The organism is Streptomyces sp. NRRL WC-3605 (assembly GCF_001509795.1).
In the GTDB taxonomy this organism is placed as follows: domain Bacteria; phylum Actinomycetota; class Actinomycetes; order Streptomycetales; family Streptomycetaceae; genus Streptomyces; species Streptomyces viridochromogenes.
Genome location: NZ_LLZN01000078.1, coordinates 26,161 through 49,102, shown reverse-complemented (window position 1 = coordinate 49,102; position 22,942 = coordinate 26,161). Strand labels below are relative to the sequence as shown.

Here is a 22,942-nt window from a genome sequence, read left to right as displayed (position 1 = left end):
GACCAGACACCCCGACATGCCCCACGACTTCAATCAGCAGGTCATCGAGGAGTTCCGCGCCAACAAGGGCCGCGTCGGCGGCCCCTTCGAAGGCGGCCGGCTGCTCCTCCTCACCACCACCGGCGCCCGCACCGGGCGCCCCCACACCACCCCGGTGGCCTATCTGCCGGACGGCGGCGACCGCGTCCTGGTCATCGCCTCGGCCGCCGGCTCCCCGAGGCACCCGGCGTGGTACCACAACCTCGTCGCCCACCCCGAGGTCACCGTGGAGGCCGGGGCGTTCACCTACCCGGCGCGCGCGGTCGTCCTGGAGGGCGAGGAACGGGACCGGGCGTTCGCGCGGGCCGTCGAGGCCGATCCCGGCTGGGCCGCCTACCAGGAGCGGACGCGGCGGGTGATCCCGGTGATCGCCCTGTACGAGATCACACAGGGCCCGCCGCACATCAACGCCTCCTCCATGGGCGAGGCCATCAAGGTCGTGCACGACGCCTTCCGCCGCGAACTGGCCCTCATCCGGGATGAGATGGCGAAGGGCGGCTCCACCCTGGGCGCCCAGCTGCGCGTCAACTGCCTCACGTTCTGCCAGGGCCTGCACAACCATCACACCGGTGAGGACACCGCGCTGTTCCCGTTCCTCGCCGACCGCCACCCGGGCCACGCGCCCGTGCTGGCCCGCCTGCGCGAGGAGCACGAGCGCATCGCCGACCTCGTCGAGCGGCTGCGCCGGGCCGTCGGGGAGGACGGGGTGGCGGGCGAGCCGGACGCCGCGCGCGAGGAGGTGGCCCGGCTGACGGCGGAACTGGAGGCCCATCTGACGTACGAGGAGGAGCAGTTGATCCCCCTCCTGGACGCCGCCGGCTGACGGGCCACCCGCGGGGAGGCCGCCGCTCAGAAGGGCAGCGGCCTCCCGTGCACGACCTGCTCAGAAGGGCAGCGGCCTCCCGTGCACGACCTCCAGCCCCGCCACCGCCCGCGTCAGCACCACGTACAGCCGGTGCAGCCCGCGCTCCTCCGCCTCCGCGATCGCCGCCGGCTCCACGGCGACGACATGGTCGTACTCCAGTCCCTTCACCACACTCGCCGGCACGAGGACGACCCGCTCCCCGGGCTCGTCGGCCCGCCCCGCCGCGATCCCGGCGGCCGCCAGCGCCTCGCGCACCCGGGCCACGTCCGCGTCGGCCGTGATCACCCCCACGGACCCCTCACGCCCCAGCGTGTCCCGGACCGCCCCGACGACGGCACCCGGCAGGTCGTCCCCGGCCGCCCGGAACCGCACCTCCCCGTCCCCACGCAGCGAACGGGCCGGCGGCACCGCCACCGCCAGCCGCGCCAGCAGACCGTCGGCCAGCTCCAGGACCGCGCGCGGCACCCGGAACCCGGTGGTCAGCGCGACGACCGCCGCGTCCGGCTTGCCCAGGTGCGCCATCGCCGACGCCCAGTCCCGCGCGGCCCACGGCGTCGTCCCCTGCGCCAGGTCCCCCAGGACGGTCAGCGAGCCGAACGGGCAGCGGCGCGCGATCGCCCGGCACTCCATCGGCGACAGGTCCTGCGCCTCGTCGACGACGACATGGCCGTACCCCTGCGGGCGCTCGATCAGCCCGGCGACCTCGTCCAGGAGGACCAGGTCGGCGGCCGACCAGCGGGCCGACTTCCACGAGCGCGGCGGTCTCGCCCAGAGCAGCGCCTTCCGCTCGTCGTCGTCGAGCACCCCCGCGGAGGCGGCCGCCAGCACCTCCGGGTCCGTGAACAGTCCGGCGACGACCTCCTCCGGCCGCACCTTCGGCCAGACCGCCTCCACGTACGCGCCGACCGCCCGCCCCCGCGACACCCGCTGCACCCAGCCGGCGGTCTGCGGTCCGGCGCGCCGCTCGGCCTGCTCCCGCAGCAGCCGCACGGCCCGGGACCGCACCCGCTCCCGCCCCACCGCGTACGGCGGCTCCTCGGCCCGGACCTCCTCGACGATCCGCCGCAGCGCCTCCACCGGGACCCGCCACCGGTAGGAGCCGTCGGCCAGCACGAGCGGGGCCAGGCCCCCGGCGCGCGCCACGCGCGCGTACAGCGCCCGACGCAGCACCTCCGCCATCCGGACGTCGTGCTTCAGCCGGGCGGCCCGGTCGTCGTCGGTCCCGCGGACCGGATGCCGGGCGATCTCGCCGGCCAGCGTGGACTGGCGCACCCCGGTCTCGCCCAGCGCGGGCAGCACCTCGGAGATGTACGACAGGAAGGTCGGGTTCGGCCCGAGGATCAGCAGGCCGCCGCGCCGGATGCGCTGCGGGTGGGTGTAGAGCAGGTAGGCGGCGCGGTGCAGGCCGACGGCGGTCTTGCCGGTGCCCGGTGCGCCCTGCACGCACAGGGAGACGGCGAGGTCGCCGCGTACGAGGTCGTCCTGCTCGGGCTGGATGGTGGCGGCGATGTCCCGCATCGGCCCGACGCGCGGCCGCTCGATCTCCCGGGCGACGATCTCGCTGACCCGGCTCTCCCCACGGTCCAGGTGCTCGTCCTCCAGCCCGGTGAGGTCGCCGGAGTCGCCCCGGCTGCCCGGCGCCCACCCGAACCGGCGCCGTACGGCCACGCCCTGCGGGTCGCGGGCGGACGCCTGGTAGAAGGCGCGGGCCACGGGGGCACGCCAGTCGACCACGAGGGGCGGGTCGGCGGGGTGCTCGCTGATCCGCAGCCGGCCGATGTGCAGGGCGGCCTGCCGGTCGCCGCCCGTGAAGTCCAGCCGTCCGAAGAACAGCGGCCCCTCGGGCAGTTCGCGCAGCGCCTTGGCCTGGCTGCGCAGCCGGCGTCCCAGCACCTCGGCGTCGGCTCCGGAGGCGGAGGCGTTGACGCCGATGACCACCTGGTGGTCCGCGCCGTCCACCATGGCGGCGAGCGCGCGGCGGCAGCGGTCGTGATGGGCGCGCTCGTCCAGGAGCGCGGTGCGCAGGTCGGCGGAGGGGTCGGCAGGCGTCATGCCCGCAAGCCTAACCCGAAAAGGCAACTCGGTTAAATTATTTACCGTGACTCAGCGAGCCGCCTGCTCGGTGGCCAGTTCCGGCAACCCGGCCGCCAGCCGCCCGAACGCCCGCTCCGCCGCCGCGATCGCGTCCCTCCTGACCTCCGTCAGCGGCTCCCCGGCCTTGATCCGGCGCCAGTTCTCCTCCGCGAGGATCCGCCGGACGGCCACGATCTGCCCGGCCGCGAGCCGCGCGTCCAGCCCTCCGCCCAGCGCCTCGGCGAGCGCGGCCTCGGACCGCTCGAGATAGCCGTACATCCGAGCGACGAGGGCCGGAGTGCCGTAGACGAGCGAGTGGAAGGCGAGCACCTGGGGGTGGTCGTTGAGCCCGGTGATGGGGTCGCCGCGCTCGATCGCGTCGAGGAAGTCCCGCCGCAGCGCCTCGACGGGCGACCCCTCAGCCGCGGCCACGACGCGCGCGGCCTCCTCCTCGTGATCGGCGATCCGGTACAGCACGAGGTCCTCCTTGGCCGGGAAGTACCGGAAGAGGGTCGGCTTGGAGATCTCGGCGGCGGCGGCCACCTCGGCGACGGACACGGCGTCGAAGCCCTTCTCCAGGAAGAGCCGGATGGCCGTCTCGGAGACGGTCTCGTACATACGCCGCTTCTTGCGTTCCCGCAGGCCGGGGGCGGGGGTGCCGTCGTCGCTCATGGACGCGAGCCTACGCGCCGGGCGGGGGCGGGCCGCAGCCGTCCGGCGGGCGTCAGCCGCGGTGCCGCCGGTGCCAGTCGCGCAGCGAGCGGGCCACCGTCGTCAGGGTCGGCACGTCGTCCAGGCCCAGCGGGACGGCGGCCCGCTCCAGCACGCGCTGCACCCTGACCGACCCGGTGAGCCAGCGCCGCCAGTGGAAGGAGCCGCCCTCGCCGAGGACCTGGGTCGCCCGGATCACGTCGGTGAAGACGCTCTGCGCCCGCTTGAAGTCCCGCAGCCGGGGCAGGTCGTCCCGCCAGCCCTCGGTGCTGCCCGGGGCGGAGCGTTCCGCCACCGCGCTCCAGCGTTCGACCACCCGGGTCTCCTGCGCGGCCGGGTAGCCCATGAGGTGCAGGTGCGTGGCCAGGTCGTACAGCGGGTCGCCCAGCATGGCCAGTTCCCAGTCGATGGTCCACAGCCGGCCCGCGGGGTCGAGGACGAAGTTCTCCCGGTGCAGGTCGGCGTGGAGGAGGGTGAAGGGCCGCCGTGTCAGACCGGGGACGAGGACGTGCTTGCGCAGGGACCGGAACGAGTCGTCGTCCACCCCGAGCGCGGCGAAGAGCCCTTCGAAGGCGTCCCGGTTGGCCTGGTACACCCGCTCCTCCGCGAACCGGATCAGCCCGTCGAGGAACCCGGCGGAGTCCCGGTCCTCGGCCCGGTCCGCGGGCGAGCACCGGCGTCCGGCCCCGACCGTGCCGGGGGCGACGGCGGTCAACTCGCCGAACAGGTGCAGGATCTGGTCGAGAACGTGGTCCGGGACCGCCCGGCCGGGGCCGTGCACGGACCCGAGCGTGCGTCCCTCGATGAACTCCTGGAGCCGGATGCCCCCCGCGTCGACGAGGCGTGGGATCCGGGAGATACGTCCCTGCAACGTCTCCAGCAGCTGCTCCTCCGAGACGAAGCACCGCCGGTCGAACCACAGCAGCCGCTCACGCGGGGCGCGGCACTTGACCCGGCCTGGTTCGGCCTCCTCGTCGTCCTCGCTGTCACCGGCGGTCCCGGGCAGGGAGATCACATACGTCTCATGGTGGTAGCCCTTGAGCGGACCCTCGACCGCGCGCGCGTCACCGCCGCTCAACTCGACGACCTTCTCCCGCATCGGGGACACCTGCTCGGCTGACATCGCACACGCTCTCTCGACTGACCCCGCACCGGTGGCGGGAATGGCACGGCATCCCCCTGTGAGGGGGCATGGTGCCAGAAGAGAGAGGCGCGTTCGGGGAGAACCTTCGGAGAAAGGTGGACGGGTTCCGCCTCGGCTATCCCGGCGACCCGGCGGCGCGGACCGCCCGCAGCACCTCGTCGAGGTCCATGACGACGTGGTCCGCGCCCGCCCGGCGCAGCAGCTTCCCCTTGTGCTCGTCGCGCGCGTAGCCCAGGAACGGCACGCCCGCTTCCGCGGCCGCCTGCCAGTCGGTGGGTGTGTCGCCGATGAACAGGGCGCTGCCGGGTGCCGCGCCCATCGCGTTCAGGGCCCGGTTCAGATAGTGCGGGTGGGGCTTGAGGTACTGGAGGTCCTGGGTGCGGCCGTATATGTGCGGCTGGAACCGGTGGAGGAGTCTGCGGTCGGTGAGGTAGGAGCGGACGACGCGCGGGGCGTTGTTCGTCGCCACGGCGAGGCGGGCGCCGACCTCCGCCCAGGTGTGGATGAGTACGTCCGCGTACGCGGTGGGCATCGCCGAGGCGGCGGCGCGCAGTTCCTCCTGGGTGAGACGTTCCTCCAGCTCGGCGACCAGGTCGCTGCCCGGGTGGCGGCGGTTCACGGCGCGCAGGACGACGTGCGGATCGAGGGACTCCCGTTCGGCCTCGTCCAGCAGGCTGTGCAGTCCGCGTCCCTCGAGCCAGCTCACCAGGTCGCGTGCGACTCCCTCCGCCTTGTGCCCGGCGAAGAGCCGGCAGATCGGGCCGTCGAAGTCCCACACCACCACGCGTGCGCGCTCGACCAGGGCCGTCAGGTCGTCGGTCTCGCCGTCCGGGTGTGCTGCCACCGCTTCAGTGTGCGTCGTATCAGGAGTCACTAGGAGAGTGTCAGGTCAGTCGTGATGGTTTCCCAGAGGGCGTCGAACCACTTCTGCGATTCCTGCACGAACGCGGCGTCCCGCTGTCCGGCCTGCTCCACGAAGGAGAACAGCAGGGACGTCGAGCCGAGGGCGTCGTACATCTCCAGAGTGCGGCTCTCGTACTCCTCCTGCCGTTCGGTGAGGACGTAGTAGCCGATCAGCGCCTCCTGGCCGTTGAGGAGATACAGCTTCACCGGAGGGGTGAACGGCAGCGCCCGGAAGGTGACGCGGACGTCGACGCCGACCGTGGAGCGCAGGGCCCGGAGGTTGTGCATCAGCACGCGCGCCTGGGCGTTGCGCATCTCCAGCCACCGTTTGTGGACCGGGTCGTCGCCCTCGCCGCCGTTCACGGAGACCGGGAAGGCGAGGTGGATCGTGCGGGACGGCAGGAGGACGCGGACGTCGACGGACTCGGGGCGTATCGAGCCCTCGTGGATCAGGCGGAGTGGTTCGCCGAGGGCGAGCATCAGGGTCTCGGAGGTGTGGCAGACGACGTCCACGCGCACGTGGGGTGCGGAGAACGCCTCGGCCAGGCGGGGGGCGAGGCCGACCATCGTCGGCTGCGGCGCACCGCGCGTGGGCGACGGCAGGGCGATCCGCGGCGGGCTGCCCTTGCTGACGTTGGTGAGGAGTCCGTCCTCCTGGAGGGCGCGCAGGGCCTGCCGCACGGTGCCGCGCTCGACACCGAACTCCTCGGCGAGCTCGGCCTGGGTGGGCAGGCGGTCGCCGGCCTTGAGTTCTCCGACGCGGATGCGTTCCCGCAGGATGTCGGCGATCTCCTGCGGCGAGAGTCTCCTGCTGCCGTTCACGGCCACGTTCTCCTGAGTCACGACCAAACGCTACAACTTGTGCCCATCTGGCGGCAGTTGTTTGTAGCTTGTTTCAAACTAGGGACCAAGTGGGGACAACCTCTTCAGAGTTGGCACCAAGTTGGTTGAGTTGGCGGAAGTAATCCTTCCATCCCCGGAAGATCGAAGGGGGAAACACCGATGCCCGTCCTCGCACTCCTCTCCGCCGTCTTCGTCGTCGGCGTCGAGCAGCTCCTCCAGTGGAAGTACGGCGCCACCGGCCTCATCGGCCTGCTCCTCCTCACCATAGGCATCAAGGCCAGGAACCCGGCCGTCAGCTCCATCGGTGCCGCCGTCCTCGCCGTCCTCTTCTCGGGCCCGGCCCTGTGAGTCGTACGCGCGAGGGACCGTCGAATAGCGCAGGCCGAACGCCGTGGGAGACCGTCAGGTCGTGAGCGTCAGCTCCGAACTGATCGTCTCCCACAGTGCGTTGAACCACACGTGCGACTGTTCCACGAACGTCGTGTCCCGCAGTCCGGCCCCCTGCTCGAAGGCGAACAGCGTCGACTGGATGCCCGGGGCGTCGTACAGCTCCAGGCGCTGCTGCCCGATCTCCACCTCGCGGCGGGTCAGCGTGTAGTAGGCGAACAGCGCCTCCGTGCCGTTGAGCAGGTACAGCTTCACCGGCGGGGTGAACGGCAGCGCGCGGAAGGTGACCTGGACGTCGATGCCGTGCGTGGAGCGCAGCGCCAGCAGGTTGTGCCGGAGCACCTGGCCCTGGGCGTTGCGCTGGTCGAGCCAGCGCCGGCGCAGCTGGACGTCGAGGTCGTCGGACGCGTCCTCCACCGGTGTCGGGAAGGCGAGCGGGATGTCCCGGCTGGGCAGCAGCACCCGCACGACGACCTTGGCCGGTTTCATACGCCCCGCGTGGATCTGCCGGAGCGGTTCGCCGATGGCGAGGGTGAGGGAGACCGAGGTGAGGCACAGCGCGTCGATCTCGACGTGCGGGGCGGCGAAGGCGGCCGCGACGCGCGGGCCGAGGGTCACCATCGTGGGCTGCGGGACGGCTTCGGGGCCGGTGGCGGCCCTGCCGGGCTCGGGGGCGACGGTGGCCGGGGCGCCCTTGGAGGCGTTGGTGAGCAGGTGCTCGGACTGCAGGATGCGCAGGGCCTGGCGTACGGCCCCGCGCTCGACGCCGAACTCGTCGGCCAGCTTGGCCTGGGTGGGCATGCGCTGGCCCGGCTGCAGTGCTGCAGTTCGCCCGAGGCGATCCGGGCGCGCAGCGCGGCGGCCACCTCCCGGTGTGAAGTCTGTGGCCGCTGCGACCTCTTCCGCCCAGTGGCGGGGGCGTGTTTCGGCTCCACGACCGAACATTACAACTTCGCGCCATCTTTGGGCAGTTCACCGCATGGTGGTTATAGGACGCGTCCAGGCGGTCATAACTACCGTGAAGTTGGTCGCCAACTTCAACGACATGGTCAACCTTCAAGGAGTTGGCCACGAGTCGCCGCAGGTTCAGCCGACCGGGCTCCCTTCCGGAGGGGAGCCGGGAGCCCGGACGGCCGGCGCACAGCCACAACTCCACATCGACAACCGAACACCGACAGCACAGCCACAACCGCATACGGACGCACAGCCACAACTGAAGAAGGGCGCACTCCGCCCGCACAACTGAACAGCTCGCTACGGATGAGCGGACCCGTCACCTCGGAGCAAGGAGGTTCAGAAGACGTCCGGGCACCAGGGACGCCTGGACGTACGCAGCAGGGCGTCGGCCGTCAGGGCGGCGCCCGCTCGCTCTTCCCGCACCCGCCCCAGCGCGGCGAGCCGTACGACGGACTCGTCGCCGAGCCACAGCCGGCTCAGGTCGGACACGTCGAGGGTCAGGTCCGCGGTGGCCGTGGTCGGCACGCAGGTCGCGCCGTCCGCGGCCGCCTCCAGCCGGAACCGCCCGCCCGACAGCCCGGAGTCGTCCACGACCTCCAGCACCAGCGCGCCCTGCCCGGCGTAGGTGCGCGCCGTGAGGGCCCGTTCGACGTCGAGGACCCGCACCCACAGCCAGTCCGCCAGTGTCGTGACGCGGGCGGCGCGCGGATCGGGCAGATACAGCGGCAGCAGGTCGTCCGGGGCCCGCCAGCCGCTCTTCACCGTGGTGATCCAGTCGATGGAGCACAGGTAGAGCCACAGGGAGCGCTCGGCCTCGGGAGTCGCCGCGATCAGCCAGTTCACGGTCGCCGTGTTGAGGGGCTGCTTGCCGTCGCCCCACTTGTCGTCGGCCTTGTACGACACCAGCCCGTCGACCGTGCCGTCCGCCGAGCGGTACACGGCGAAGAACGGCTCGGTCCACGGGGACCCGTCCACCCGCAGCCCGCCGGTGCTCACCTGCCACCATCGCTCGTCGCGGTCGACGGCACCCGGTTGCGCGCGACGCACCCGCTCGAACAGCTCGGGGCCCACCTTGCGGACCTCGGACCCGTCCACCAGCTCGATGCGGCCGCCGTCCTCCGGGCCCGACCACCTCGGGTCGATCCCGGTGCGCGGCACGTCGACCGTCCACTCGGCCGTCCACGCGGCGGGCCCGAAGCCGTACCGGCCGTAGATCGGGTACTCGGCGGCGATCAGCGTCGCGACGACGTCGCCGCGCTCCCGGGCCGCCGTCAGGTCGCGGGCCATCATGCGGGTGAGCAGGCCGCGGCGGCGGTGGGTGGGGCTGACGGTGACGTTGGTGATCGCGTCGGCGGGGACGGCGGCACCGCCGACCGCCGTGATCTCCTGCGCGAACGACCGGAAGGTGGCCACACAGCGTCCCCCGTCGAAGGCACCGAGCGTGCGGGCCGGGTCGATGTACGACTCCCGGTCCGCGGCCTCCGCCTCGGTGACGTCGGGAGACCGCAGGAAGCCGGTCCTCAGGGCCCGGCTCCACTCCGGGATCTCGCCGGCGGCCAGGGGGCGGATGTCGATGTCGTGGGTGTCGATGGGGGCTGCGGAACGGCTCATGGGGCCACGGTAGGCGGGGGCGGGCGCGGAGTCCCGAGAATTTATGGGCGCCCCCGCGCCCCAGCGCCGCTCGCGCTCCCGCACCGCTCGCGTCCCCGCGTCCCGGCGCCCCCGGTCGAACGGCGTCCGCCGGATACGTCGTCAGCTCAGCAGGTCGTCCACCTGGGCCTCCCCGTCGCGGTAGCGCCGGGTGATCTCCGCACCGCACTCGTCGGCGGTGCGCTGCAGGCGCTGGCGGCGGCGGGAGACCTGCTGCTCGTAGCGGACGAGGCGGCCCATCGCGGCGGTCAGTTCCGCGTCGGTGCGGGCCTGGAGGTCGGACAGCTCGACCTCGGCCAGCATCTCGGACGCCAGCCGCCGGGACTCCTCGCTCTGCGGGGTCCCCAGCGTCACATGGCGGGCCGAGGAACGGTGCCGTGCGGGAGCGTCGGTGAGGATCTCCGGGAGGCGGTCCACGACGGCCGCGGCCCCCGCCGGGGACCGCCGCGCCAGCTCCGCCCGCAGGATGTCGATACGGCCCTGCAACAGGCGCCGCACATAGCTCAGGTCGGCCTCGTCGCTCTGCGCGTCCCGGCGCAGGGTGCGCAGTTCGGGCAGGCTGAGGACGGTCAGGTCCTCCTCGGGCGGCTCCGGGGGCAGCGGTGCGTGCGGGCCCGGGCCCGGATCGTCGGCGGTGCGCTGCGCGGGCGGCCGCAGAACGTCGAGCCGGCCCGTGTGGGCCAGCACGACAGCCCCGGGCGGCTGCCCGGTACTCGGTGTGCTCATGTGCCTCAACCGTCCCCTCGACCGGCGTGTGGGAGCATCGTGCCATCCCGACCGGCCCCTCCGTGACCGAGAGCCCACGAACAGCCCCAGATGGGGGGTTACCTGTTCAAAAAGAAGCACCCGAAGGGGGCTTCGGGACATCGGCCGTCCCCCACCGGGCGGTGCCGGACCGCCTCCGGACGCACGGCATGATGGCCGCATGCGAGCTGTGGTGCAGAGGGTGGACGGCGCGAGTGTCGTCGTGGACGGCGAGACAGTCGGCGAGATCACCGGCGAGGGGCTCTGCGTCCTCGTCGGCGTCACGCACGACGACACGAAGGAGAAGGCGGCGCAGCTCGCCCGCAAGCTCTGGTCGATCCGGATGCTGGACGACGAGAAGTCGTGCAGCGACATCGACGCCCCGCTGCTCGTCGTCAGCCAGTTCACCCTCTACGGCGACGCCCGCAAGGGCCGCCGCCCCACCTGGAACGCCGCCGCCCCCGGCGAGGTGGCCGAGCCGCTCGTCGACGAGGTCGTGGCCCGGCTGCGCGCCCTGGGCGCGACGGTGGCGACGGGCCGGTTCGGCGCGAAGATGCGGGTCTCGCTGACGAACGACGGCCCGTTCACCGTGCTGATCGAGATCTAGTGGGTGTCTTGCCGGTCAGGGCTCGACGACCACTTCCTGGGCGGCCGCCGTGTCGCCCGCGATCAGTCGGGCGTCCACCGGGACGTTGCGCTTGACCAGGGCGAGGGCGACCGGGCCCAGTTCGTGGTGGCGGGCCGACGTCGTGATGAAACCGATCTTGCGGCCGTCGGGCTCCTCGTCCGCGAGACGGATCTCGGTACCGGCGGCCGGCAGGTGCACCTCGCTGCCGTCCAGGTGCAGGAAGACCAGGCGGCGGGGCGGCTTGCCGAGGTTCTGGACCCGGGCGACCGTCTCCTGGCCCCGGTAGCAGCCCTTCTGCAGGTGCACGGCGGTGCCGATCCAGCCCAGCTCGTGCGGGATGGTGCGGTGGTCGGTCTCGAAGCCCAGGCGAGGGCGGTGACGCTCGATGCGCAGCGCCTCGTGGGCGAGGAGCCCGGCGGGCGGTCCGGCCTGCCCGGCGAAGGCCTCCAGCTCGTCCCGGGGCAGGAACAGGTCGCGGCCGTACGGCGTCTCGCGGACGACGACGCCCTCGGGGACCTCGGTGATCGACCCGGCGGGCAGGTGCACCACGGCGAACTCGCCGGTGCGGTCGGCCACTTCCACCTTGTAGAAGAACTTCATCGACTCCAGGTACGCGATCAGCGCGTCCTGGGTGCCGGGCTCGACGTGCGCCCAGACCGTCGTGCCGTCGTCGACGAGGTACAGGGCGTGCTCGATGTGGCCGTGCGCGGAGAGGATCAGCGCCTCGGTGGCCTCGCCCGTGGGCAGGTCGGTGACGTGCTGGGTGAGCAGCAGGTGCAGCCACGTCAGCCGGTCCTCGCCGGTGACGGTCACGACGCCGCGGTGGGAGAGGTCGACGAAGCCGGTGCCGTCGGCGAGGGCGCGCTGCTCGCGGAACAGATCGCCGTAGTGCGCGGCGACGCCTTCGTCCACGCCCTCGGCGGGCACGGCGCCGGGCAGGGTCAGCAGGGGGCTCTTCATGGGTCCAGCCTACGACCCGGTAGTTGAACTCTTCCCGGCCGCGCCCCCGGCCGCACAGTCCCTGCACCGCCCGAAGATCGCGAAGTGCTTCATGTCGGTCTCGAAGCCGAAGTCGCGGCGCAGCTTCGCGGTGAACTCGGCGGCCACCGACACGTCGGCCTCGATGACGTTGTCGCAGTCCCGGCAGACCAGGTGGATGTGGTGGTGGCGGTCGGCCAGGTGGTAGGTGGGCGCGCCGTGCCCGAGGTGGGCGTGGCTGATCAGGCCCAGCTCCTCCAGGAGCTCCAGGGTGCGGTAGACCGTGGAAATGTTGACCCCCGACGCCGTCTTCCTCACTTCCACGAGGATGGCGTCGGGGGTCGCGTGCTCCAGGGTGTCCACTGCTTCGAGGACAAGCTGGCGCTGCGGCGTCAGCCGGTAGCCGCGCTGCCTGAGGTCGCTCTTCCAGTCGGTGCTCACCACACTGGAAGTCTAGGGCGTCTCGCGAAACACGCCCTGGGACTACTTGAAGAACGCGATGCCGTCGTCCGGCATGTCGTCGGGCAGGGCCTTGGCCCAGCGCTCGACCTCCTCCGGGGTGACGACCTTCTTCAGGTGCGCCGACATGTAGGGGCGCAGCTCGACCTCGGGGGTCTGCTTCTCGCCGACCCACATCAGGTCGCTCTTGACGTAGCCGTACAGGCGCTTGCCGCCGGAGTACGGGCCGGAGGCGGCGGTGCGGGCCACCGCGTCGGTCACCAGGTCGATCTGGGGCTTCTTGTCGGCCATCTCGCCGTACCAGATCTCGACCACGCCGTCGTCGCGGACCATGGTCACCTCGACCTTGCGGTCGGCGTCGATGCGCCAGTAACCGTGCTCGGACTCCAGCGGGCGCACCTTGTTGCCCTCGTTGTCCAGCACCCAGGTGTGGGACTGGTACTCCAGGAAGTCCCGGCCGTCGTGCGTGAACGAGACCTCCTGACCGAAATTGCACTTCTCGGAACCGGGGAAGTCGTGCACGCCCGCGCCGGCCCAGTTGCCGAGCAGGAAGGCGAGGGGCACGAGGTCCTTGTGGAGGTCGGACGGGATCTCGATCATGAGCAGCTCAGAAGTCTCGTACGTCTGGGATGGGGGTCAGCGCTGGCCCTGGTACAGCTTCTTCACGGTCAGGCCGGCGAAGGCGAGCACGCCGACGCAGACCAGGACGAGCAGGGTTTCGAAGAAGATCTCCACGGGGTGCTCCTCGATTGAGCGGAGGTTGAGCGGAACGTACAAGGGCCGGTCCCCAGCTTAGTCGGCCTGGGACCGGCCCTTCGTGTGAGGTGCGCCCTCGCGGGGTCAGCCGAGCAGCTGGCTCTGCAGGGTCACCGTCTGGCGGAACGGCACGGAGGCGGCGGTGCCCTTCCGTGACTGCACGATCACGGCGAGGACGTCACCTGCGCCCAGGTACGCCTGGCGGACCTGCTCGGCGCCGTAGGGCTTGGACTCGGTGTACGCCCAGCGCGGGAAGTCGCCAGGCCAGGGCAGGTTGGCGAACCCCTCGTCGGCGACGGACGTCTCGGTGCCGCGCAGCCGGTAGCCCGGGGCGCCGAAGGGCGCCAATCGGCCGGCCAGGTCGTCCACGATCACCGAGGTGTCGAAGCGGAGCAGATAGATCCGGGTGTGGGTGCCGTCCTCGGTGGTCCAGCCCCGGGCCGCGATGTGCCGCAGACCGTCGTCCTTGAGCATCTGCCGCAGGTCGGCGCGCTCGTCGTCGTCGGCGAACTCCTTCAGGAAGCCCTCGGTCGGCAGCCAGCCGTCCTCGCCGCGCAGGGCGCGGTCGTCGGCGGCGCCCGCGGGAGCCGGCAGCAGGAGGGCACGCAGGTCGGCGTAGTGGGCCTCGGCGGCGTTCTCCTCGGCGAAGGGCCGCGGGCTGCCCGACGGCAGGGGCGGCCGGGTCAGCGTGGGGTAGTCCCAGCGGCCGTCCTGCTCGGTGGCGAGTCCGGGCACGTCGGTGCGTTCCATCCCGGCGATCCCGTACGCCGTCCCGGCCCCGACGGCCGCGAACACCACCACGGCCGCGGTCCAGCGCACAACGGCCCGCAGGACCCGGCGGTCCTTCGGCGGGGCGGGGGACGCGGACGCCTCCTGGGGTACGGGCGTCGGCTCCGCGGCGGGCGTCGGCTCCGGGGCGCTCGGTGCCGGCGCCTCGGTCGTCGCGAGGCCGCCCGCGGGCGTCGTCTCGGGGCCCGGCCCGACGGCCTGGGCCTGCTGCTCGGTCATACGGCCTTCCCGGGTTCGGCGATACGGTCGAGCTGGGTGCTCATGAGCTTCGCGACGGCCTTGGCGTCGAGAGGGCGGGCGCCCTGCGCCGAGACGGTCACCAGTACGTCCCCGACGTATCCGAAGCAGGTCATCTCGTCGGTGCCCTCGCTGATGTCCTTGGGGGCCAGGAAGCACTTGGAGTCCTTGTGGCCCTTGACCGCCGGGCCCTTGCGGAAAATGCCGTCGAGCGCGCCCAGGAGGCTGTTCTGGGTCCGGACGATGTCCCGGACGGCCGCGCGGTTCTCCAACTGGCTGAGCACGACATCCACGCTGTAGATGTCCGAGACGAACCCTCCGGCGCGGCCGCTGGCGAACTCGCTGAAGTAGCTGCGCATGGCCACGCCCTTGGGGCGCAGGCGGTCCAGGCGCTTCTCCATCTCGCGGCGCTGGGAGCGCGGCAGATCGCGCAGCGACTCCTTGCGCAGGGCCTCCGCCTGGGTGCCCGTGAGCTGCGCGTCCGCGCCGAACTCGCCCATGTCGGGACCGCGCACCCAGCTGTCGGTGCCGTACGGGACGAGCATCCCGGCGAGGCCGGTGGCCTTCTTCGCCTCGGCGGGACGGTCGGCGGCGGCCGACGGGAACTTCCACGTCGGCGCCCCGGCGTCGCGGTCGGCGTCGCGCACGGTGACCACGGTGTAGCCGGTGCCGGCCACGACCGCGGCGACGGTCAGGACGGCTGCGGCCACGGCGGCGATCCGGCCGCGCCGCCACCGCTTCCGGGCGGGCAGCTGCCCTTCGGCGGCCGTCTCGGCCGGGCTCTCGGCGACGGGGGCGCTGCCCTCGTCCAGGGGACGTTCCTCGCTCACAGCCGCTCCATCTGCCGCTTGGCCAGCCCGAGAAGGGTCTTCTTGCCGACCGTCTTGGTGGAGCTCACGAAGATCTCCATCACGATGTCACCGCGCCATGCGAAGGCCTTCGCCTCGTACTGCGGCAGGTAGCCCGGCTTGGTCTCCGGCCGGGTGTACGCGTACGCCATGCCGTCCTCCGTGCCGGGGATCGGCCAGGAGTGGTTGTCGTCGTCGTCCGCCCAGTAGTGGGCGCCCCGCGCTTCCTCGGCCGCCGCCATCGACTCCTCCTGCCGGTACTGCACGAGCCGGATCTCCACCGCCGTCTGGCCCTGCTCCCAGGCGACGACGGCCGCGCGCCGGAACTCGTTGCCGACGAGCTCGGGGAAGATGTCCTTGGGGTCCGAGAAGGTCTCCGCGTACGAGGGCAGGTCCATCCAGCCGTCGTCGGCGGACGACCAGTCGGCCTCCTTCGCCCCGCGCGGCTTCTTCAGCAGCAGCTTGCGCAGGTCGCCGTCGGTGCGCACGCGGCGGTCCCGCGCTGCGGACAGCGGCTCGGGCGCCTCGCCCTTGGACTGCTTCAGCTTCGGCTGGGACAGCGGCGGCAGCTTCGTGGGCTCGCGGTCGGCCTGCACCAGGTATCCGGTGCAGGTCCCGGCGACGAGCCCGAGCACGGCGGCCCCGGCGATCAGCAGGGCCGTCCGTCCACGGCGGCGCGTCCGGACCGGCGCCGCGGCGGCCTCCGGAGCGGTGGCCTCCTGGGCGGCGGACTCGGGTTCGGCGGCCTCAGGTGAGGCGGTCTCGGGCCCGGGCGCGGTGCCGGGCGGGGCCATACCCTCCGGCTCCCCCGGTCTTTCGGGTTGTTCCACGACGTCTCCCACAGTGCGTGACGTGCGCATTTCACATGCGGCGCACAGGAGACCGATGGCCCATGCCTCAGGTTGTAGCGGTCTTGATTACGATTCGGCCATGGCGAACAAGCTGGTGATCAAGGTGACGGCGGGGGCCGACGCTCCCGAACGCTGCTCGCAGGCGTTCACGGTCGCGGCGGTGGCCGTGGCCAGCGGTGTCGACGTGTCCCTGTGGCTGACCGGCGAGTCCGCGTGGTTCGCCCTGCCGGGCCGGGCCGCGGAGTTCGAGCTCCCGCACGCGGCCCCGCTGCCCGACCTGCTGGACGCGCTGCTCGCGGGCGGCCGGGTCACCCTGTGCACCCAATGCGCGGCCCGCCGGGACATCACGGAGAAGGACGTGCTCGAGGGGGTGCGCATCGCGGGCGCCCAGGTCTTCGTCCAGGAGGCGATGACGGACGGCACGCAGGCCCTCGTCTACTGACCGGCCTGCGACTCCTGAGCGGCCTCCGTCCACAGGCAGAACGGATGGCCCGCCGGGTCGAACAGGACGCGCACGTCGTCCTGCGGCTGGTGCCCGGCGAGGGTCGCGCCCGCCGCCACGGCCCGCGCGGTCTCGGCGGCCAGGTCGTCGACCTGGACGTCCAGGTGGAGCATCATCTGCTGGTCCCCCGGCCGGCGGCCGGGCCAGACCGGGCGTACGTAGTCCGGTTCGGTCTCGAAGGCCAGGGCGACGCCCTCGGCGCCGGGAGGCGGGCCGATCAGTACCCAGTGCGGCTCCTCGGCGCGCACCGCGTACCCCAGCAGCAGCCGGTAGAAGGCGGCGAGTTCATGGGCGTCGGGTGCGTCCAGCACCACGGTGGACAGCCTGGTGGGCGACATGCGGCCTGTTCTACTGCGGCTTCTTCTTGCCGTCCAGTTCGTCCCACCACTCGTCGGACTGGGGGTCGCCGGAGGGCTCGTCCCACCAGCGGTCCTCCGGTCCGCGCCGGTTGGCCACCATCGCCGCGAGGGGCGGGATGACCATGGCGACCACGCACATGCCCACCGCGACGGGGACCGACCACAGGCGCACGACGCTCCACGCCAGGACGAAGAGCGTGACGCAGAGCCCCATCAAGGCGAAGTACCGGTGACGCCGCCGTGCGTACATACGTCCAGAGTAGGTCGGCTCGCCGGGCTCGCATGCCGAAGGGCCGCACCCCTGTACAGCCGGGGTGCGGCCCTTGCGCTCGGCTCGCCTCAGACCGCGATCGCGACCTCGGCCAGGCCGCCCTGCTGGGCGACGACCGTGCGGTCGGCGGTCCCGCCGGGCACCAGCGCGCGGACGGTCCAGGTGCCCTCGGCCGCGTAGAAGCGGAACTGGCCCGTCGCGGAGGTGGGGACCTCGGCGGTGAACTCGCCGGTCGAGTCCAGCAGACGGACGTAGCCCGTCACCGGCTCGCCGTCGCGGGTCACATGACCCTGGATCGTGGTCTCACCGGGCTTGATCGTCGAGGCGTCCGGGCCGCCGGCCTTCGCTCCACACATGTCTTTCTCCAGGTTGGGGTCTGACCGGAAGGAAGGCCGGTCGGGGTCGCTGAGGTGGGTTACTTGCCGGTGCCGAGCTCGATCGGCACGCCGACCAGGGAGCCGTACTCGGTCCAGGAGCCGTCGTAGTTCTTGACGTTCTCCACGCCGAGCAGCTCGTGCAGCACGAACCAGGTCAGCGCGGAGCGCTCACCGATGCGGCAGTAGGCGATGGTGTCCTTCGCCAGGTCGACGTTCTCGTCGGCGTAGAGCGCCTTGAGCTCGTCGTCCGACTTGAACGTGCCGTCGTCGTTGGCGTTCTTCGACCACGGGATGTTGGCGGCCGTCGGGACGTGGCCCGGACGCTGCGACTGCTCCTGCGGCAGGTGGGCCGGGGCGAGCAGCTTGCCGGAGAACTCGTCGGGCGACCGGACGTCGACCAGGTTCTGCGCGCCGATGGCCGCCACGACGTCGTCGCGGAAGGCACGGATCGCGGTGTTCTGCGGCTTGGCCTTGTAGTCGGTCGCCGCGCGCTCGGGGACGTCGTCACCGGCGACGAGCTCGCGGGCGTCCAGCTCCCACTTCTTGCGGCCGCCGTCGAGAAGCTTGACGTTCTCGTGGCCGTAGAGCTTGAAGTACCAGTAGGCGTAGGACGCGAACCAGTTGTTGTTGCCGCCGTAGAGGATCACCAGCGTGTCGTTGGCGATGCCCTTCTTCGACAGGAGCTTCTCGAAGCCCTCCTGGTCGACGAAGTCACGGCGGACCGGGTCCTGCAGGTCCTTGGTCCAGTCGATCCGGATCGCGTTGCGGATGTGGTTCTTCTCGTAGGCGGACGTGTCTTCGTCCACCTCCACGATCGCGATGTTCGCGTCGTCGAGGTGCTGCTCCAGCCAGTCGGCGTCGACCAGGACGTCGCTGCGGCTCATGTTTCTCCTCCGGGGCAGTTGCGGCGGGGCGTGCGAAGGTGCGGACGTGCGGTTCGCCGCCGGCTCGGGCGGCCGGGGCGCGCACGGGTGCCCGGTCAGGGCTGCGGGGATGCGGGAGGTGGACCGGCGCGGAGCCGGCCTGTCCGCTCAGAAGGGGCGACAGAGCATGGCGGCGACGCGGCACAGGTCTACTGCCCGCCGCTTCGTGAGGTCCGCCTGTCGCTTCATGACCTCGATCGTAGGGACGGACAGGCGGGCGTGTCACCGGTGTGTCGCATGCTGAGACAAGATTGTCCGGGATATGAAACAAGAAGACCGCCGACCCCACGCCGGAAGGGGTTCCGGGCGCGTGTATCGGCGGTCACAGCGGTAGGGCGGACGAGGGCGTCTCGCCCCTCGGGACCGGGGCGTCCATCAGGGGTCGTCCGGGATCCGGCGGGGGCCGTCCGCTTCGTCCAGACCCGTCCTACCCGGCGAGGCGGACGTTCGAACCCCGCACCGTGATCTCCACACCGTCCTTCGCGGCCTGGACGGTGTCGAGCTTGATGCCGCCGGGCAGGCCGTCGATCTTCTGCTCGAAGTCGGTGATCGTCCGCACCCGGTTCTCGGCGACGTCGGCGCCGCCGAAGGCGGGCAGCTTGTCCGCGTGCACCCGCACGGTGTCGCCCTCGGCGGTCACCGTGCTGAGGACGGAGACCGGCTGGGGCAGCTTGGCGCCGAGGACGGTCGCCTCGACGGAGACCTTGATCTTGCCGTTGCCGCCGTCGGAGAGGCCGACGACCCGGGCGGTGACGCCCGGCGCGACCTGCGTGGACTCGGACTTGGCGGTCTTCAGCAGCTCGGCGTAGGAGACGGACGCGGTGCCGGTGGCGGTGGCCGCCGTGGCGGAGCTGTAGTCGCCGGAGAACTCGACGCCCTTCATGTTCGCCTGGAGGTCGTCGATGCGTATGGTCCCGCCCTCGGCGGTGGCCTCGTAGTTCTTGATGCCGACCTCGACGTCGTCCAGCGTGCCGCCGACGACCTGGGTGAGGAACGGGAAGCCCTTGATGGACACGTCCGGGGTGGCCGCGAGGTTCTCGGTGGCCTGGAGCTTCCCGGCGGCCTCGTCCTCGGCGAACCCGACGGCGAGCCGGTCGGCCAGCACGAACAGGCCGCCCAGGATCACCACGACGATGAGCAGTATGCGCAGGGCTCGCATGGTCCGGTCTTCCCCCACCTCGACGGTCGTCCACGACGACGTTTCCCGACGACCGGGTGGCCGTCCACGCCGTGAGACTAACCCCGCCGCGGGACCGGACCGCCGGATTGTCGATCACCTGTGACAGGCGCGACCTCCGGCGGCCCGGACCCGGGCGTCAGACCAGGGCCCGCCCGAGCAGGTACACCGCGGGGGCCGCGGCGGCCAGCGGCAGGGCGACGCCCGCCGTGAAGTGGACGAAGCGCGAGGGGTAGTCGTAGCTCGCCACCCGGTGCCCGATCAGCGCGCACACGGCGGCTCCGGCGCCGAGCAGCGCGCCCGATGCCCCCATGCCGGTCAGTGCCCCGGCCAGGGCTCCCGCCCCGGCGGCGGCGAGCAGGGAGGCGGCCACGGACGCCGGCGTGGGCAGCGGCAGCGCCCGCACCAGGACCGCGACGGCCACGGCGGCCGCGCCGACGGACACCGCGTCGCCGTGCGCGGAGAGGTACCCGGACGCGACGATCGCCAGGGCGGCCGAGGCCACCGTCGCCATCAGGCCGTACATCCGCTCGTCCGGGTCGGCGTGCGAGCGGAGCTGGAGGACGAGCGCAAGCAGCACCCAGACGCCCAGCGTGCCGAGGATGGCCGCCGGGGTGCGGCCCGAGACGAGGAGCGCCACGTCCGCCGTGAGCCCGCCCGCGAAGGCCAGCGCGATGCCCTGCCGGGCGGGCCACATGCCGTTCAGCCGGAACCAGCCGGCGGCCGTCACCGCCTGCAGCGCGACGAGCGGGACGACGAGGGCGTACGGCCCGATCGCCGCGGCGCCCGCGAGCAGCAGCCCGAGCAGCGCGGTCAGCCCGGCCGGCTGCAGGCCCGGCTCGATGATCGGGGAGCGGCCCTCGAGCCGCGCCCGCTGCGCGTCCGTGACACGGGCGTTGCCCGCGACGGTAGCCGGTCCGTACCCGGGTTCGGCGGCACCGGCGGGCGGCGTCTGCGCGGCAGCCTGCGCGGGGGCGGGGGTCCGCGCGTGGACGGGCGCCTGCGGGTGGGCGGGGGCCTGCGGCTGGGCGGGGGCCTGCGGGTGGCCCGTGCCGCCCCAGCCCGCCTCCTGGTAGCCCGCGGCCGGGGCCTGGTGTCCGCCGTAGACCGCGCCGGCGCCCTGCGACGGCATGTACGCCGTCTCCTCGGCGGCCGGGGCCACCGGGGGCTGCACCTGCGTCTCCCAGGTCTGCCCCTGCCACTGCTGCGTGTACTGCTGAGCCGCCTGCGGGTCGTCGTACGGCTGCTGCTGCGGCCACCCATGGGGCGGCTGCTCCTGCCGGTACCGGTCGTACCCGTCGTATCCCTGATACGGCTGGTCGCTCATCGTCACCCTCCTGCGAACGGCGGGAGCACCTCGACCGTGCCGCCGTCGGCCAGCCGTACCGTCTCATGCCCGCGGGTGCCCACGGGATCACCGTCGACGAGGAACGAGCATCGCCGCAGGACGCGCTCCAGCTCACCGGGGTGTCGCTCGCGTACGGCGTCCAGCGCCTCGGCGAGCGTGGCCGCGTCGAACGCGTCCTCCGCCACCCCGGCCGCGGCCTTCGCGGCGGCCCAGTAGCGCACCGTGACCTTTGCCATCCCGTCCCTCGATCGGTCGTCTGTGTACACGGTCAGGCTAGCCGCACCGGGTGACGGCCCAGTCCCCGATCCGGGCGAGGAGGTCGTCACCGGCCGCGTTCTCAGCGTGCCCCATGCCGGGCTCCAGCCAGAGATCGGCGTGGTCACCGGCCGCGGCGGCCAGCATCCGGGGGTGGTCGAGAGGGAAATAGGCGTCCCGGTCGCCGTGCACGATCAGCAGCGGGGTCGGCGCGATCCGGGGGGCCGCCTCGACCGGGGACATCGGGACCGGGTCCCAGTCGCGGTGGTGGATGCGGACGCGGAAGCCGTAGCGGCCCACCAGCCGGCCCTCGGGGCGGGTGACCATCCAGTGCAGCCGGCGCATCAGCGGCGTGCCCCGGTAGTACCAGCGGGCGGGCGCGCTCACCGACACGACCGCGTCCGTGCGGGCGTCGTCGTCGCGGTGGAGCGCCGCGTGCCGCAGCACCACCGAGCCGCCCATGGAGAAGCCGACGGTCACCACGCGCGCGTGCCCGAGTCCGCGCGCCCACCGCACGGCGGCCGCGAGGTCCAGCACCTCCCGGTCGCCGACCGTCGACCGGCCGCCCGAGGCGCCGTGACCGCGGAAGGAGAAGGTGACGACCGCGCCGTACCGCCGGAGGACGCCCGCCACCCGTCGAACATGCGGCCGGTCCGCGTCACCCGTGAAGCCGTGCGCGACGACGAACACCGGGGCACCGCCGGACGGCCGGGAGGCGTCGTATACGACCTGACCCGGGTCGTATACGGAATCGACGGCCACACCGTCCGCCGTGCGCAGGAACGTCCGGATAGGTACCCGTCCGGCCGTCTCGGAATTCGGACGAACCGTGGAACGTGCCACATGACCTGCCGGACCGTTGCTCATGTGGGCTATTCTGCTGGGCAGAGGACTCGGGCAGCGTTGCCCCCGGGTCCTTTTGTGCTTTCGGAAGCGTTGTATACGACGCGGGAGACCGCGGGTGTACGGGGCCTTCGGGAACGCAGAGCAGTTCCGTACCGCACACGTCCTCGCAGGGACCGAGGAGGAACCAGACGTATGAGTTCTCTGCTGCTCCTGACCAACGCCCTCCAGCCGTCGACGGAGGTGCTCCCCGCACTCGGCCTGCTGCTGCACAACGTGCGCGTGGCCCCCGCCGAGGGCCCCGCCCTCGTCGACACCCCCGGCGCCGACGTCATCCTCGTCGACGGCCGGCGCGACCTGCCGCAGGTGCGCAGCCTGTGCCAGCTGCTGCGCTCCACCGGCCCCGGCTGCCCGCTCGTCCTGGTCGTCACCGAGGGCGGCCTCGCCGCCGTCACCGCCGACTGGGGCATCGACGACGTCCTGCTCGACACGGCGGGCCCCGCCGAGGTCGAGGCCCGGCTGCGGCTCGCCATGGGCCGCCAGCAGATCGTCAACGACGACTCCCCCATGGAGATCCGCAACGGCGACCTGTCCGTGGACGAGGCCACCTACAGCGCGAAACTGAAGGGCCGGGTCCTGGACCTGACCTTCAAGGAGTTCGAGCTGCTGAAGTACCTCGCCCAGCACCCGGGCCGCGTCTTCACCCGCGCCCAGCTCCTCCAGGAGGTCTGGGGCTACGACTACTTCGGCGGCACCCGGACGGTGGACGTGCACGTACGGCGGCTGCGCGCGAAGCTCGGCCCCGAGCACGAGTCGCTGATCGGCACCGTCCGCAACGTCGGTTATCGATTCGTTACCCCGGAGAAGCCCGAGCGGTCCGCCGAGGAGCCGAAGGCCCCGGCGGGGCGGGCAAAGCCGGTGGATGCGGACACAGCGGCCGCCCTGGACGCCGCCGAGGTCCGGGCCGACGCGTAGCGGCACCCCGGGCGGGGCGCACCGGCGCGGCCGGGCCCCGTCCGGCATAC

Annotated in this window: 27 protein-coding genes and 1 pseudogene; 5 read left to right on the top strand and 23 right to left on the bottom strand. The window is 72.4% G+C overall.

From position 1 onward, the window contains the following. Positions 1 to 16: 16 nt before the first annotated feature. Positions 17 to 862 carry a nitroreductase/quinone reductase family protein gene (locus tag ADL34_RS25970; RefSeq protein WP_062670541.1) on the top strand — a complete coding sequence of 282 codons (846 nt, stop codon included), beginning with the start codon at positions 17 to 19 and terminating at the stop codon, positions 860 to 862. A gap of 60 nt (positions 863 to 922) precedes the next feature. Here the strand turns inward: ADL34_RS25970 and ADL34_RS25965 are convergent, their stop codons facing one another. From ADL34_RS25965 to ADL34_RS25945, 5 genes are all read right to left on the bottom strand, one after another. After that, complete coding sequence (locus ADL34_RS25965) at positions 923 to 2,956, bottom strand: HelD family protein (protein WP_062670543.1); 2,034 nt, start codon at positions 2,954 to 2,956, stop codon at positions 923 to 925. A 51-nt stretch (positions 2,957 to 3,007) separates the two neighbouring features. Next, positions 3,008 to 3,649, bottom strand: coding sequence for a TetR/AcrR family transcriptional regulator (locus tag ADL34_RS25960; protein ID WP_062670544.1), 642 nt, complete (start codon positions 3,647 to 3,649; stop codon positions 3,008 to 3,010). Between the two features lie 52 nt (positions 3,650 to 3,701). Then, positions 3,702 to 4,811 carry a phosphotransferase gene (locus tag ADL34_RS25955; RefSeq protein ID WP_062670546.1) on the bottom strand — a complete coding sequence of 370 codons (1,110 nt, stop codon included), beginning with the start codon at positions 4,809 to 4,811 and terminating at the stop codon, positions 3,702 to 3,704. Positions 4,812 to 4,947: 136 nt separating this feature from the next. Beyond that, the gene (locus ADL34_RS25950; RefSeq protein WP_107115689.1) at positions 4,948 to 5,676 is read right to left on the bottom strand and encodes an HAD family hydrolase; all 729 of its coding nucleotides are present in this window, start codon (positions 5,674 to 5,676) and stop codon (positions 4,948 to 4,950) included. Positions 5,677 to 5,705: 29 nt separating this feature from the next. Beyond that, positions 5,706 to 6,584: a winged helix-turn-helix domain-containing protein gene (locus tag ADL34_RS25945; RefSeq protein ID WP_079034312.1), complete on the bottom strand. Its 879-nt coding sequence runs from the start codon at positions 6,582 to 6,584 to the stop codon at positions 5,706 to 5,708. 153 nt (positions 6,585 to 6,737) lie between these two features. Between ADL34_RS25945 and ADL34_RS25940 the strand changes: the two genes are divergently transcribed. After that, entirely contained in the window at positions 6,738 to 6,926 is a 189-nt protein-coding gene (locus ADL34_RS25940) for a hypothetical protein (RefSeq protein WP_055624770.1), read from the top strand. A gap of 54 nt (positions 6,927 to 6,980) precedes the next feature. Here ADL34_RS25940 and ADL34_RS25935 read toward each other — a convergent pair. From ADL34_RS25935 to ADL34_RS25925, 3 genes and pseudogenes are all read right to left on the bottom strand, one after another. Further along, positions 6,981 to 7,900, bottom strand: a pseudogene (locus ADL34_RS25935) (winged helix-turn-helix domain-containing protein). Positions 7,901 to 8,258: 358 nt separating this feature from the next. Further along, complete coding sequence (locus ADL34_RS25930; RefSeq protein WP_062670550.1) at positions 8,259 to 9,533, bottom strand: GNAT family N-acetyltransferase; 1,275 nt, start codon at positions 9,531 to 9,533, stop codon at positions 8,259 to 8,261. A gap of 141 nt (positions 9,534 to 9,674) precedes the next feature. Further along, on the bottom strand, positions 9,675 to 10,298 hold the full coding sequence (locus ADL34_RS25925) for a hypothetical protein (RefSeq protein ID WP_062670552.1): 624 nt from the start codon (positions 10,296 to 10,298) through the stop codon (positions 9,675 to 9,677). A gap of 199 nt (positions 10,299 to 10,497) precedes the next feature. On the opposite strand from ADL34_RS25925, the gene dtd reads away from it, so the two are divergent. Next, the gene (gene dtd, locus ADL34_RS25920) at positions 10,498 to 10,923 is read left to right on the top strand and encodes a D-aminoacyl-tRNA deacylase (RefSeq protein WP_062670554.1); all 426 of its coding nucleotides are present in this window, start codon (positions 10,498 to 10,500) and stop codon (positions 10,921 to 10,923) included. Positions 10,924 to 10,938: 15 nt separating this feature from the next. Here dtd and ADL34_RS25915 read toward each other — a convergent pair whose 3' ends face one another. The 6 genes from ADL34_RS25915 to ADL34_RS25890 all read right to left on the bottom strand — a co-directional run bounded on the left by ADL34_RS25915 (position 10,939) and on the right by ADL34_RS25890 (position 15,805). After that, positions 10,939 to 11,904: a YgfZ/GcvT domain-containing protein gene (locus tag ADL34_RS25915; protein WP_062670556.1), complete on the bottom strand. Its 966-nt coding sequence runs from the start codon at positions 11,902 to 11,904 to the stop codon at positions 10,939 to 10,941. A gap of 9 nt (positions 11,905 to 11,913) precedes the next feature. After that, a complete protein-coding gene (locus ADL34_RS25910) occupies positions 11,914 to 12,366 on the bottom strand; it encodes a Fur family transcriptional regulator (RefSeq protein WP_062670558.1) in 453 nt (150 codons plus the stop codon). 39 nt (positions 12,367 to 12,405) lie between these two features. Next, a complete protein-coding gene (locus tag ADL34_RS25905) occupies positions 12,406 to 12,981 on the bottom strand; it encodes an FABP family protein (RefSeq protein WP_062670560.1) in 576 nt (191 codons plus the stop codon). A gap of 240 nt (positions 12,982 to 13,221) precedes the next feature. Further along, positions 13,222 to 14,145, bottom strand: coding sequence for a hypothetical protein (locus tag ADL34_RS25900; protein WP_062670562.1), 924 nt, complete (start codon positions 14,143 to 14,145; stop codon positions 13,222 to 13,224). After that, positions 14,142 to 14,993 carry a hypothetical protein gene (locus tag ADL34_RS25895; RefSeq protein ID WP_107115690.1) on the bottom strand — a complete coding sequence of 284 codons (852 nt, stop codon included), beginning with the start codon at positions 14,991 to 14,993 and terminating at the stop codon, positions 14,142 to 14,144. Before ADL34_RS25895 ends, ADL34_RS25900 begins: the two co-directional genes overlap by 4 nt. Next, positions 14,990 to 15,805, bottom strand: coding sequence for a hypothetical protein (locus ADL34_RS25890; RefSeq protein ID WP_234375111.1), 816 nt, complete (start codon positions 15,803 to 15,805; stop codon positions 14,990 to 14,992). The genes ADL34_RS25895 and ADL34_RS25890 overlap by 4 nt, the downstream gene beginning before the upstream one ends. 136 nt (positions 15,806 to 15,941) lie before the next feature. On the opposite strand from ADL34_RS25890, the gene ADL34_RS25885 reads away from it, so the two are divergent. Then, positions 15,942 to 16,304, top strand: a complete 363-nt coding sequence (locus ADL34_RS25885) for a DsrE family protein (protein WP_062670566.1) — start codon at positions 15,942 to 15,944, stop codon at positions 16,302 to 16,304. On the opposite strand, the gene ADL34_RS25880 is transcribed toward ADL34_RS25885, so the two are convergent. From ADL34_RS25880 to ADL34_RS25840, 9 genes are all read right to left on the bottom strand, one after another. After that, positions 16,298 to 16,702 carry a VOC family protein gene (locus ADL34_RS25880; RefSeq protein WP_062670567.1) on the bottom strand — a complete coding sequence of 135 codons (405 nt, stop codon included), beginning with the start codon at positions 16,700 to 16,702 and terminating at the stop codon, positions 16,298 to 16,300. The genes ADL34_RS25885 and ADL34_RS25880 overlap by 7 nt on opposite strands. Positions 16,703 to 16,712: 10 nt before the next feature. Beyond that, positions 16,713 to 16,973, bottom strand: a complete 261-nt coding sequence (locus tag ADL34_RS25875) for a DUF3099 domain-containing protein (RefSeq protein WP_062670569.1) — start codon at positions 16,971 to 16,973, stop codon at positions 16,713 to 16,715. Positions 16,974 to 17,062: 89 nt separating this feature from the next. After that, complete coding sequence (locus ADL34_RS25870) at positions 17,063 to 17,350, bottom strand: DUF1416 domain-containing protein (protein WP_042174833.1); 288 nt, start codon at positions 17,348 to 17,350, stop codon at positions 17,063 to 17,065. A 59-nt stretch (positions 17,351 to 17,409) separates the two neighbouring features. Beyond that, positions 17,410 to 18,255, bottom strand: a complete 846-nt coding sequence (locus ADL34_RS25865) for a sulfurtransferase (protein ID WP_062670570.1) — start codon at positions 18,253 to 18,255, stop codon at positions 17,410 to 17,412. Positions 18,256 to 18,402: 147 nt separating this feature from the next. Beyond that, entirely contained in the window at positions 18,403 to 18,483 is an 81-nt protein-coding gene (locus ADL34_RS37275) for an Ms5788A family Cys-rich leader peptide (protein ID WP_350751515.1), read from the bottom strand. Between the two features lie 238 nt (positions 18,484 to 18,721). Further along, positions 18,722 to 19,453: a DUF2993 domain-containing protein gene (locus ADL34_RS25855; protein WP_062670572.1), complete on the bottom strand. Its 732-nt coding sequence runs from the start codon at positions 19,451 to 19,453 to the stop codon at positions 18,722 to 18,724. Positions 19,454 to 19,610: 157 nt separating this feature from the next. After that, the gene (locus ADL34_RS25850; protein ID WP_062670574.1) at positions 19,611 to 20,798 is read right to left on the bottom strand and encodes a hypothetical protein; all 1,188 of its coding nucleotides are present in this window, start codon (positions 20,796 to 20,798) and stop codon (positions 19,611 to 19,613) included. 2 nt (positions 20,799 to 20,800) lie between these two features. Further along, positions 20,801 to 21,055 carry a MoaD/ThiS family protein gene (locus tag ADL34_RS25845; RefSeq protein WP_062670576.1) on the bottom strand — a complete coding sequence of 85 codons (255 nt, stop codon included), beginning with the start codon at positions 21,053 to 21,055 and terminating at the stop codon, positions 20,801 to 20,803. Positions 21,056 to 21,092: 37 nt separating this feature from the next. Beyond that, entirely contained in the window at positions 21,093 to 21,941 is an 849-nt protein-coding gene (locus ADL34_RS25840) for an alpha/beta hydrolase (protein ID WP_107115691.1), read from the bottom strand. Between the two features lie 171 nt (positions 21,942 to 22,112). On the opposite strand from ADL34_RS25840, the gene ADL34_RS25835 reads away from it, so the two are divergent. Further along, the gene (locus tag ADL34_RS25835) at positions 22,113 to 22,892 is read left to right on the top strand and encodes a response regulator transcription factor (RefSeq protein WP_062670579.1); all 780 of its coding nucleotides are present in this window, start codon (positions 22,113 to 22,115) and stop codon (positions 22,890 to 22,892) included. Positions 22,893 to 22,942 lie beyond the last annotated feature (50 nt).